This is a genomic window from Flavobacterium sp. (assembly GCF_043756175.1).
Classification (GTDB): Bacteria; Bacteroidota; Bacteroidia; order Flavobacteriales; family Flavobacteriaceae; genus Flavobacterium.
The window spans coordinates 1-12,116 of record NZ_JAYURN010000100.1 but is presented as its reverse complement, the minus strand read 5'-3'; the positions used below and the strand labels follow the sequence as shown (position 1 = coordinate 12,116).

Annotated in this window: 9 protein-coding genes; 4 read left to right on the top strand and 5 right to left on the bottom strand. The window is 32.3% G+C overall.

The genetic code is table 11. From position 1 onward, the window contains the following. On the bottom strand, positions 1 to 3,086 hold a 3,086-nt coding region (locus ACH2BP_RS07770; RefSeq protein WP_395058627.1), incomplete at its 3' end, for an ATP-binding protein. A 3-nt stretch (positions 3,087 to 3,089) separates the two neighbouring features. Further along, positions 3,090 to 3,629 (bottom strand): helix-turn-helix domain-containing protein, encoded by a 540-nt coding sequence (locus ACH2BP_RS07765; RefSeq protein WP_395058629.1) that lies wholly within the window; start codon positions 3,627 to 3,629, stop codon positions 3,090 to 3,092. Positions 3,630 to 4,181: 552 nt separating this feature from the next. Between ACH2BP_RS07765 and ACH2BP_RS07760 the strand changes: the two genes are divergently transcribed. Together ACH2BP_RS07760 and ACH2BP_RS07755 are read left to right on the top strand one after the other, a co-directional pair. Then, positions 4,182 to 5,435: a Y-family DNA polymerase gene (locus ACH2BP_RS07760; RefSeq protein WP_395058625.1), complete on the top strand. Its 1,254-nt coding sequence runs from the start codon at positions 4,182 to 4,184 to the stop codon at positions 5,433 to 5,435. Further along, positions 5,436 to 5,882 carry a LexA family protein gene (locus ACH2BP_RS07755; RefSeq protein ID WP_395058623.1) on the top strand — a complete coding sequence of 149 codons (447 nt, stop codon included), beginning with the start codon at positions 5,436 to 5,438 and terminating at the stop codon, positions 5,880 to 5,882. A 236-nt stretch (positions 5,883 to 6,118) separates the two neighbouring features. Here ACH2BP_RS07755 and ACH2BP_RS07750 read toward each other — a convergent pair whose 3' ends face one another. The 3 genes from ACH2BP_RS07750 to ACH2BP_RS07740 all read right to left on the bottom strand — a co-directional run bounded on the left by ACH2BP_RS07750 (position 6,119) and on the right by ACH2BP_RS07740 (position 10,840). Continuing rightward, positions 6,119 to 6,673, bottom strand: a complete 555-nt coding sequence (locus tag ACH2BP_RS07750) for a contractile injection system tape measure protein (protein WP_395058621.1) — start codon at positions 6,671 to 6,673, stop codon at positions 6,119 to 6,121. A gap of 194 nt (positions 6,674 to 6,867) precedes the next feature. After that, a complete protein-coding gene (locus ACH2BP_RS07745) occupies positions 6,868 to 7,476 on the bottom strand; it encodes a transposase (protein WP_395058619.1) in 609 nt (202 codons plus the stop codon). Between the two features lie 82 nt (positions 7,477 to 7,558). Then, positions 7,559 to 10,840 carry a type ISP restriction/modification enzyme gene (locus tag ACH2BP_RS07740; protein ID WP_395058617.1) on the bottom strand — a complete coding sequence of 1,094 codons (3,282 nt, stop codon included), beginning with the start codon at positions 10,838 to 10,840 and terminating at the stop codon, positions 7,559 to 7,561. 282 nt (positions 10,841 to 11,122) lie between these two features. On the opposite strand from ACH2BP_RS07740, the gene ACH2BP_RS07735 reads away from it, so the two are divergent. Both ACH2BP_RS07735 and ACH2BP_RS07730 read left to right on the top strand, forming a co-directional pair. Further along, positions 11,123 to 11,656: a helix-turn-helix domain-containing protein gene (locus ACH2BP_RS07735; protein WP_395058615.1), complete on the top strand. Its 534-nt coding sequence runs from the start codon at positions 11,123 to 11,125 to the stop codon at positions 11,654 to 11,656. Positions 11,657 to 11,796: 140 nt separating this feature from the next. Next, on the top strand, positions 11,797 to 12,116 hold a 320-nt coding region (locus tag ACH2BP_RS07730), incomplete at its 3' end, for a hypothetical protein (protein WP_395058613.1).

The window sequence follows — 12,116 nt, the reverse complement described above, 5'->3', positions numbered from 1 at the left end:
GTAAGTGCAATAATGGGTACATTAGATTTTAATGTTTTTCTAATGTATTCGGTAGCTTCAAAACCGTTCATTTCAGGCATTTGTAAATCCATCAAGACAATATCAAAATTTTTCTCTTTAAGTTTATCTACAGCAATTTTTCCATTTGATGCAATTTCACATTCGAAACCAAAATCATCTAACAAGGTTTTCATTAGTAGTTGGTTGAGTTCCATATCTTCGACTACTAGAATTTTAATATCTTTTACTTCCGAATTCAATTCGATAATTTCAGGTTCTAAAACTGCTTCAGCGTTTGTTTTTTTGAAATCTAATATAAAACTAAAAGTAGATCCTTTGTCTATTTCACTCTCTACTTCTATGGTTCCCTTTTGCCCTTCTACTAATTGTTTTACAATGGCAAGTCCTAAACCTGTTCCTCCAAACAATCTTGATGTTTCGCTAGTAGCTTGTTGAAAATTTTCGAAAACTTTTTCTATTTTGGTGTCTTTTATTCCTATTCCTGTGTCTGCTACCGAAAATTTTACGGTTACATTATCCTCATTTTCAGAGATTAAATTTACGCTTACTGTAATTTTTCCTTTGTTAGTAAACTTAATCGCATTGCTTAATAAGTTTAATATAATTTGATGCAAACGGATTGGATCTCCAACCAAAACTTCAGGAATATTCTTATCGTAATTTGTAATTAATCTTAGGTTTTTTTCTTGAATTTTGGTTTCAAAAAGATGCAACATCGCATTTATAGATAATTTGAGTTTGAATGGTGTTTTCTCGAAAGTCATTTTTCCAGCATCGACTTTTGCTAAATCTAGAATATCATTAATTAATACGATTAAAGCATCTCCACTCATTTTTATGGCTGTTAAATATTCTTTTTGTTTTGCAGTAAGTTCGGTTTTGAGAACTACTTTTGTAAAACCAATAATAGCATTCATTGGTGTACGAATTTCGTGACTCATATTCGAGAGAAATTGTTGTTTCGATTTTACGGCTTCTTCTGCATTTTTTGTAGCAGTTTCGGCTGTAATTTTAGCCTCTTCAGCAATACTTGTCGCCAATTCTGCAAAAACTTTGGCTTCGGTCAGTTCTTTTTCCAACTGTTTCTGCTCTGTAATATCTCTTGCAACTACCACAGCACCTATTACTTTACCTTCTTCAGATTTATAAACAGATCCGTTAAACAATACATCTGTCAATTTATGGTCTTTGATTGTAAGTGGGTAATCTACTACAAATCCTTTATTAAAAACGGCTTCGTAACCTTCTTTGGCTTTACTAGGATTCGTGAAATAATCGATAAAATTAGAACCCATTAATTTTTCTTTTGATACTCCTGTTACTCTAACTGTTGCAGCATTACAATCGGTAATTTTGCCTTCTGGACTTATCGTAAATAAAGGATCGCGACTAGCTTCAATCAGACTCAAAGAATATTGCGAAGCCAATTTCAAAGAATAACTGTAGTCTTCTAATTCTTTATTTTCGATAACTCTTTTTTCTTTTTCATCATTTTGAAAAGCCAATTCCTTATCGGCAATAACTAATTCGTCTGCACGATCTTGTTTTTCTCCTGTTTGAAATTGTAATTCTTTGTTGGCAATGACTAACTCATCTGCGCGATCTTGTTTCTCTCCTGTTTGAAATAGTAATTCTTTGTTGGCAATGACTAATTCTGCAGCACGTTTTTCTTTTTCTTTGTTTTGAAAAGCCAATTCTTTATTGGCAATGACTAATTCTGCAGCACGTTTTTCTTTAATTCTATTTTGATATTCTAATTCTTTATTAGCAATTAACAACTCATCCGCCCGATTTTCTTTTTCTTGATTTTGAAAAGCCAATTCTTCATTAGCAACTAATAATTCATTTGCACGATTTTCTTTTTCTACATTTTGATATTCTAATTCTTTATTAGCGATTAATAATTCGTTGGCACGATTTTCTTTTTCGCTATTTTGATATTCTAATTCTTTGTTTGCAATGGCTAATTCTTGTGCTCTTTTTTCTTTTTCATCATTCTGATAACCTAATTTTTTGTTAGCTTCTCTTAAATCTAGCGCCCATTTTTGTTCGGCAATATCTCGTGCAACAATGACAACGCCTAAAACATTTCCAAAATCATCTTTATAAACAGAACCGTTAAACAATACATCGGTTAGTTTTCCTTCATTGTGAAGAATGGTTAGTGGATAATCTGAAACCGAACCTGTTTTGAAAACTTCTTGATATATATCTCGAGCTTTCTCATGTTCTGTAAAATAATCAAAAAAATCGGAACCAATTAATTTGCTTTTTTCAATTCCTGTTATTTTTCCAGTTGCTTCGTTGGTGTCTGTAATTTTTCCTTCTGTATTTATAGTAATAAGTGGGTCAAGACTAGCTTCTATTAAGCTCAATGAATATTGAGAAGCCAATTTTTGAATATCATTAAAAAGTGCTAATTCTTTATTTCTTTTTTTCTGACTATTAATGATATAAAAAATAAGAACTGTAACAGCTGTAATTAATGAAAAGAGTAAAAAAAGTAATAATTCTGAGGTATCTGCACTTTTTCCGTTGTCAATTTTTTGTTGTTTTAGCAAGATATTTTCAGCCGCATTTATTTCAGAAATTAGTTTTCTAATGGTGTCGGTAATAACCTTACCTTTATCCATATTAATCCTTATATCATTTATTTTCAAGCCATTAATGTTAACTTTACTATCTTCAATAATTAATTTAGATAAATACAATCTTTCTACAATCTTTGTTTTTAAACTTTCAACCCGAATTTGCTGATATGGATTGTTTTTTGTTAACAATTGTAAATCTGAAATATTTTTTTTTGAATTATGAATTGCTTTACTGTAGGGATCTAAAAATGTTATATCTCTTGTAAAGGCAAAACCTCTTGAGCTCGTTTCAACATTAATAACATCTAAAAGGACAACATTGCTTTTTGCTATCACATCTTGTGTATGTATTAGCGAATTATTTGATGTTTTTATAGTTTGAGTATTGTAAAAATAAATCCCCAATAATGTAGCTAATACAATTAATGTAAGTGAATAAAAGAGTGTTGTAGTTTTTTCTAATGTGAATTTCATAATTTATATTTCTTCTATCGGACTTCGTCGTTTGTCTTTGAGTTGTTTAAAATGTGATGGAGAAAGTCCTGTTACTTTCTTAAACTGACTAGACAAATGCGCTACACTACTATATCCCATTTTCCAAGCAATTTCCGTTACGTTGTGTTCGCCATAAATTATAAGTTCCTTGATGCGTTCTATTTTGTGCGATATAATAAAATGTTCTATCGTTGTGCCTTGTACTTCTGAGAATAAATTAGCGAGATAAGTGTAATTATGATCTAGTTTTTCTGACAAATAATCAGAGAAATTAATCTTAATTGGTTCTTCGGTATGGTGTACCATCTCAACGATGATATTCTTAATTTTTTCAATAAGAATGGCTCTTTTGTCGTCCATTAACTCGAAGCCAGCATCAATGAGTCCTATTTTGAGTAGTTGTCTTTTTTCTGGAGTAATGTTTTCCATAATTTCGACCACACCCAAATCGACCATGATAAAATGCAATCCGAGTTTTTTAAGTTCATCTCGAACTGATATTTTACAACGATTGCTAACCATATATTTTATATATAACTTCAAATTTTTTCGATTTACAGATTTATCAAAGGTGATTAAATAGAAACTAAAAACGTTACAGAAATTTAACTAAAAGTTATATAATTCATAGGTTTTTAAAATATATTTTTTGTGAAGTTACCGCTTTATCTTCGGTTACTGCTCTCATTTCTATTTTCTCTAAATAATTATCAGATTAATCTTATTAGGAATGTAGAAAAATTATTTATTTGAAAATCAAATAATTAATTTTTCTAGTTTAAAAAGTATAATTTCTAAATGTGTTTATGTCATGAGAGAAAATGTTTTAACACTAATTTGTTTTTGGTTCTTATAGAAGGGGCTTCGGTAGTCTATTATATTTTCTAAGCAGACCATCATAATCACCATCACAACAAACATCATGACCACCATACCTAAATACAGTATTCTTGTTTTATTGTTTTGAACGGGTTTTGATCCAATACTCAATTAACTTCTATTTTAGAAAAATGTATAAACACAATAATTCAATAATTTTTAGTTAACAATTTATTTTTTTCTGAACTTTACAGAATGTTTGCATTAGTAGATTGTAATAATTTTTATGCCTCCTGTGAGCGGATTTTTAATCCAACTCTAAACGGAAAGCCTATCGTCGTATTATCTAATAACGACGGTTGCGTTATTGCGCGAAGCAACGAAGCTAAAGAATTTGTACCTATGGGTGCAGTTGCCTTTAAGTACAAAGAAGTTTTTAAACTAAATAATATTAACGTCTTTTCGGCAAACTATGCGCTTTATGGCGATATGAGTAATCGAGTGATGAATACACTTCGGGAATTTACGCCCGAAATAGAAATTTATTCTATCGACGAGGCATTTTTACAATTTACAGGTTTTGAAAATTACGATTTGAATGAATACGGTATTACTATTCGTCAAAGAGTAAAAAAAGTAGTCGGCATGCCTGTTAGTATTGGTATTGCACCCACCAAAGCGTTGAGTAAAGTTGCCAATAAAATTGCAAAAAAATTCTCAGATAGAACAAACGGTGTTTATGTTATTGATACCGAAGAAAAAAGAATAAAAGCCCTTAAATGGACAAAAATACAAGATGTTTGGGGTGTTGGTCGTCAAATATCTAAACGATTACAAGCCATAAAAGTTTTTACAGCTTATGACTTTACACAATTAGCCGATGAGTACGTTCAATCTAAATTTTCTATAGTAGAATTACGTTTAAAACATGAATTAGAAGGCAAACAAAGATTGTCTTTAGATGAGGTAACCAACAAAAAAGCTATTGCAACAACCCGAAGTTTTGAAACCACAATTACGGATATTAATTACCTCAAAGAACGTGTTTCAACTTTTGCAGTATCATGTGCCGAAAAATTACGCAAACAAAATTCGCATTGTAATATTTTGATGCTTTTTATACAAACCAACGGTTATAATCTTGACCAACCTCAATACAGCCGAAATATAGTTATCAAATTACCTTATGCCACTAATTCGAGTATCACACTATCGCAATTTGCCATAAAGGGATTAGAAGCTATTTATAAAAAAGGATTCTATTTTAAAAAAGCGGGTGTAATTGTTTCGGCATTAACACCACAAGGCGAAAAGCAAATGAATTTGTTTTTGGACGAAAACCCAAAACATGAAAAATTGATGGCAACTATTGACAAGCTCAATGCGAATCTTGGAAAAAAGAAAATTAAGTTAGCATCGCAAGATATAGGACGTACTTGGAAAATGCGTCAAGAAAAATTATCTAAACGATATACTACCAACTGGAACGAACTTTTAGAAGTAGATTAAATGAAAATTATAAAAATTCCTAAATTCGGAAATGAATTAGAAAACCTACCGTATCAAATTAAAGACAATAAAATTCTTGTCAATTATTTTGGTGGTGTACAAGCTGGTTTTCCAAGCCCTGCTGAAGATTTTGTAGAGCAAAAATTAAGTCTTGACGAAAAATACATTACCAACCCAAACAACACCTATTTGATAAAAGTAAGAGGAAACTCGATGTACCCAACTTTGCAAATGGGAGATATATTGATTGTAAAATCCGATATTGATTTAAAAGACAATAAAATTGCAATTGTATCTATAAATAATAGCGACTATACTGTAAAAAGATACAACAAAAGTAAAAAAGTCTTTGTTGCCGATAATAGCGAATATCCTAATATTGAAATAAAAGATGAAGATGCTATTCTTTGTTTGGGTGTAGTAAAAAACTTAATACGGGATTTATAATGTGTTTTTATTCCAAACAAAGTAAAAAACTCAAGAAATTGAAACTCGCTTTAAAGCCAAATTCAGATAAATTCATTTTTCCAAGATGAACTTGGCCAAATCATGGGTTCTGTTTTTGAAACAAGAAGTAACAAAATAAACAGCATTTTGTGAATAGTTATTGTATTTTGTCATGCTGACGCAGGAAGTATCACATAATCCTTTTTTTTTCATGCTGACGAAGCATACCACACAATTTAAAAACCCCAAATCACATGAAGTGGTTTCTCCATCCAAGGAAATTTGATAATCGAGAAAGAAAAAGGAGATCGATTCAGTAGCATATCATAAGCTCTTTTTTCCACAGAGAGCTCCCATCGGTCTTCCAATTCTTGTAGCAAACCATCACGTTCTAGCCAGTTGCCTCTAAAGCCATCAACGGTAGATCCCTCTATAGACGACCAATGTGAAATAACCGCTTTAATCATGCCGTCTATTAACTGTTTTTCGGCTTCAGAAATTGTGATACCTGTTGGCACCGTTTGTGTTAATGGCAGTCCGCATAGCACTTTGTTCAAAGGTAAATAGGCTTCTTCGGTGTTGCTTAACCCAGTCACGAGGTACTGCAAATAATGCACTGCTTTACTTTGGTTTTCGGCACTGGTAAATTGCTTGTTGGCTGTAAACTGCAATCGTTCGAACAAAATGTCGAAGTAATTGTTCAGTATAACCAGTCCTGCATTTTTTATAGCTATAGCTTCCCTATTTTGGATAGTAGAAGAAGGAATTTGCCCATTATTATTTGTTGTCATAGGTGGGAATTACCACAGTGTTATTTGATTCAAATTTAGAATATTATTTTTAAATCGAATTAGAGCAATTTTAAAGTTTTACTAATTATTTTATCCTAAAATACCCTGTAGAAATCGAGGCTAAATGGGTAAACATCCCCAAATATTTTTTTAAGCTCAAAGTAGGGAAACTTTACGCAACAGGCTGGTTCACTTTACTCATTTTCTGTATAATTAGTGTTATAATCTTTATTAAAAGTATCTTCTTTCCAACGATCTGGATTGTCTGTTATATAGTTAAAAATATTTTCGTACGCTCTAGCATCACGCACAATATGATCATGAAATGACCGCTGCCATTCGAAATTTAGATTTCCCAATAAATGAATTTGTTTTGATGTGGTCGTTTTAAATGCGCCCATAATAGAGGAAACAGATTTTATTTTTATGGGATCCTGTTGCGGCATCTCGCGTTGGGGTATCTCATGTTGGGACAGCTCATGTTGGGGTATATCGCGTTGGGACAGCTCGCGAGCTGTCCGTACGTTGCGAGCTGTCCGTTCAATAAGAGAGGAATCTATTTCGAAAAGAATATGAACATGATTGGGCATCACCACATAATTATGCAATTCAATATAGGGATATTGAGATTGGAGCCATTCTATTTGTGTCTCTGCGATTTTTCCAAATTCAGATAAATTCATTTTTCCAAGATGGACTTCGCCAAAATGATGAATTCTGTTTTTGCAGCAAGAAGTAACAAAATAAACAGCATTTTGTGAATAATCGAATCCCAACATTCTATTACGCTTTCTGTTTTTCATTAATCTTTTTATTTTTTTGACTCTTCAAATTCTAAGGGTTTAAATTTTAGATTGTATCAGGATTCCCAAAGCCCTAAAAATTCTAATTTATTTCAACCCCATCAATCTCCTTCATAATCCTATCCGTCTCCGTCAACGCTACAATTATCTTTTGATAATGTAAAATATCCTCGTAACTCAATTCTCTGTCTTTGCGATCTTTTAGCCATTTTTGTGCGGGTTGGTAGCCGCCTATGTAGAAATTCCAAGCGACTTCTGGAACGTTGGCGAAATATTGGGTTTCGTTAATGTAAACATTTCCCAGACCTGACAGGTTTTCGAAACCTGTCAGGTCTAATCGTGGTTTAACAACTATATTATCACCATCTTCTGGATATTGTGTGATGTACTTTTCTGTTACTTCACTTTCTAATAAATGGATTTGGCGTAATTGTGCGCCCAACTTTGTCAAAGTTTGAAACTTTGACAAAGATTCCAGAAACGGAACTCTCGGAAAATCTATTTTTAGAAATTCTTTGTATTTTTCTCTATAACTTGGCGAATGCAATACGGCATAGATATAATCTAGAATGTCTATTGGGGCAAAAGTTGTTGGTTTTTTTACACCTGATAGGTTTTTCAGACCTGTCAGGTCTTCTTTCTCCGCAACAAACGGAATACCCAACTGCTGTGCCATTTGATTCACAATTTCCATATTTAAATTGGGAATGCGCTTTTGTACGGACAGCTCGCGAGCTGTCCCTGCATTGCGAATTGACCCTGCGTTTAAATCATCTAATAAACTTTGTTGGTCGGTTTTTTCTGGGTAGAGATATAATGGAAAACCATAATTTCCGTCTAGAGAAGTAATTGTTGTTGGTTCACAAATCATCTTATTTGATATACCAATTGAGTTCCAAACATTATTACTTCTAGATTTCTTGACAGTTACAATACTTAAATTATCTTTTAACAAATGCTTTCCTAAATCACCTTTAGGTCTACCCATAAATCCCATGCTTTTTCCTGTGTAGTATGTAAATCTATCATCAAATGGTCTATAATTTATTTTAATAATTTTATCGTTATTAATATCATCCTTTACATCAAATTTAGCACCTATTAAAGACCAACTAGAACTTTCACTATTTATATTATACTTAGTTTTTAACTCATCTATTGAGTAAAGTCTCAAATCATTCACTTTATTTTCAATATTTTTTTTATCAATAGATATGCAGAATTCATCATTTTTAGTAGATAATCCCGATAAATAAAAGTTAAACATATTATTTAGAGAAAATCCTTTTTTATAATCATCAACATTAGTAAAGTCTTTTACGTTTAAAAAATATTCTGGAAGTTCTGGTTTAATTATTGTAAAAGGTATTGTTTTTAAATTATTAGTTTCTAAAAAATCATACTTCTTTTTTCTTTTACCAACTAATTCATGGTAATAAACAGTTGCTTCATTTTTACTTTTTGTTTTTATAAAAATATTAATTGAGACCCCTGTAGTTATGTCAAAAACATTTTCATCATTTTCATTTTCAATTGATTTCTTCTTCTTTTTAACATTTCCATTGAGGTCAATCAAAAATAATTTATCGAAAGATTGTAATAAATTCCAACGCATTCCTCTAAATGTTCCATTGTCAAAATAACCATGAGGATTAATAAATGCTAAAATTCCACTTCCATTTTTATCAATAAAATGTTGCCCAAAACGCATAAATTTTACATAATCATCATTTATCATTTTTGGGTTACGTTCTTTCAATTTTTCTTTTCCTCCTGGCTCTTTTTTATAATCTTCCATTAAGTTCATAATCCATTCACCTTTATTAGCACTTTCACCACTATACGGCGGATTCCCCATCACTACCATAACAGGTGCGTCACGTTTTATGGCATTGGCTTGGTCGGCTTCGTCACTTAACCAACTACTAAATAAGGTTTGTGTGTCGGGGTGGGCTTCTTCTAAACTATTTGTTAAGAAAATTCTAAAACGTTGGTCGTCCGTGGGTTTGTAGCCTGTTTCGGTTAATAGCATATCCATTTTTAGGTGTGCCATGGCGTAAGAGGCCATTAGCAACTCAAAACCATTTAATCTTGGTATTAAATCGTTGGTAACATATTTGCTCCAAATGCCTTGTTGGCCTTCAAACTTTTTGTGTATGTGTTTTACTACTTCGGCTAAAAACGTTCCTGTTCCTGTGGCTGGGTCTAAAATTTGTACTTTGTGTACTTCCACTTCGGTTTCTACTTCTTTAATTTTAGAATTGGCACCAACTCCTGTTTGAGTAATAGATTTTTTCTTAATCTTAATTTTGCTTGTATCGGCTAAACCTTGTGGTAAATTAAATTCTGTTTTTAATATATCATCTACGGCACGTACAATAAAATTTACTACTGGTTGTGGTGTGTACCAAACTCCTCTTGCTTTTCGTAATGCTGGGTTGTATTCTCCTAAAAAGGTTTCGTAAAAGTGAACCACTGGATCTTCTTGCTTAGTACTTTTTCCGAAGTTCTTCATAATTTCTGCCACATCGGAAGCTAAGAAAATAGACACTAATTCTTCTACTATCCAAACTAAACGTGTATCTAAATCGTAACCTGCAATATCTTGAAACAATTTTCGTAAAAACGGATTACTTTTTGGGATTAACTCAGCGGCTTCCATACGAGAAAAGGTTGGAAGTGTTGGGTCGTGATAACGTGCGGCAAACATTCCGTAAGCAATAGTTTGTGCATAAATATCTGCGAAAGCTTTGTTATCAATATCATGAATCAACATTTGCTGAAACGACAACATTTGCGATTTTAGTTGCGAACGTTTTTCTTCTTTGTCATCATTATTTAATGATTTTTCAATAACGTCTGCCATTAACTTTGCTTTTCCCGCCATCATTTGCGCCAATTTGGTTGGACTTTTAATGGTTTGAGAAATGGTTTCGGCAAAGTTTTTTATAAGGTTGGTAAACTGTTCGAAGTTTTCGGGTTTAGCAAGGATACTTCCGTTCTCCACAGAAGCAATTTCTATTTTAGTAACAAAGGCTCCATCTTTATAAAAATGGAAATCCATATAGTCGGTAAAAATCAAATTGGTTAAACCGGCTTTGTATCTGTCAAATTGTTCTTTAAGTTTTTTATCTTTTAAATCTACACCAATATCCTTAGCTTCTACATATCCAATAGGAATATCCTTACGAGTTAGAACATAATCAGGAGCACCACAAGCTACGCGAGCAGGCTCATTGGTTACTAAAACATCTGGCAAAATGGCCATTAAAAGATTCTGTAAATCACCACGATATGAATGTTCTCGTGCATTTCCTGTTTTATAAAGCGTATTTATTTTGTCGAGGTATTGTTGTATGGTCATTTAGGAAATATAGTTTTCCCAAACTTAATCATAAAAAAACTCCTACACAATCACTAAATTCAGTTAGATTACAATGTCAATCTTTCTATACTTTAGACCTGACAGGTTTTCGAAACCTGTCGGGTCTATTGTTACAGTCGAAAAGCCAAAGCGGAGTGATTTGCTCTGTAACAAAAAAAATATTTTAAATAAAATGTTACACTTTTTGTAACAAAATTTTCATTTTAAAAAAAATGTCACAGTTTTTGCAACAAAAAAAATGATTTAAAAAAATTGTTACAAATGAAACACGATAAAACCATAAAAAACCTACTTGGTTTATCCCAAGAGGAAATAGCAATGCTATTGGGAATTAGTAGAATTCAGTGGGCAATGTACGAAACAGGAAGAAGGGATATCCCTCTTGCTGCAAAGCAACAATTAGCGGCTTTACTATATAACACGCAAAAAGCCAAGTCGGTTTCTCCCGAAAGTATCATGATGGCCGTAAAGGAAAAAAAGAATGAAAAGGAATGGCTAAACCGAGAATATAAAGTCCTAGACCACAAGCAACACTACCTAGAACGCAAAATAATCGCAATAGAAAATATACGAGTAGCATGTTTTGCTGCGCTAGAGGTTGTACAGTATTTAGAATTACAATCCGAGAATGAATTCACTATTAGTTTAGCAAAAAGCATCAAAACAAGAGCAACGAACACCTTACATAAGCACAGTTCGTCTCGTTTACTGGAATTAAAACTGAAAAAGGAAAGTTTCGAAATGTTAAAATACAGTTTTCAGCAAAAAATTAAAGAACATTCGACCGAGCTGTAAATCAAATAGTTAAAAATAGTTTTTAACTGATATATTTTCTTACAAAATGTTAAAAAAATAAAACCGCCGCATAGCCCGTACTCTTTGGCATTCTATTTGGAAATGTAAGAATAGTATTAATCATAAAAAAACCTATTATTATGTATTCATTAAACAGAATTACCACAGTGGCCGATTGCGATGTTTTATTAACATGGGCAGAAAGAGAAAAATCAGATTTGGCGTATAAGCATTATACGATTAATCGAATTACTATTAATTATGGTGAAACCTCAGTAGAAATCGAGACTGTCTTACAAGGAGTTTTGGCAGAAATTTCGGCCGCACAAATCGTAATTGACATTTTACCAGACGGGTCTACTAAAGAAGCTGAGATAAAAAAGAAAGTACGACTAGAGTACAAGAAGTTCTTGCTTGAAAACAGAAAGGACAGTTATGGATCGGTAGCACTTTTAGAAAA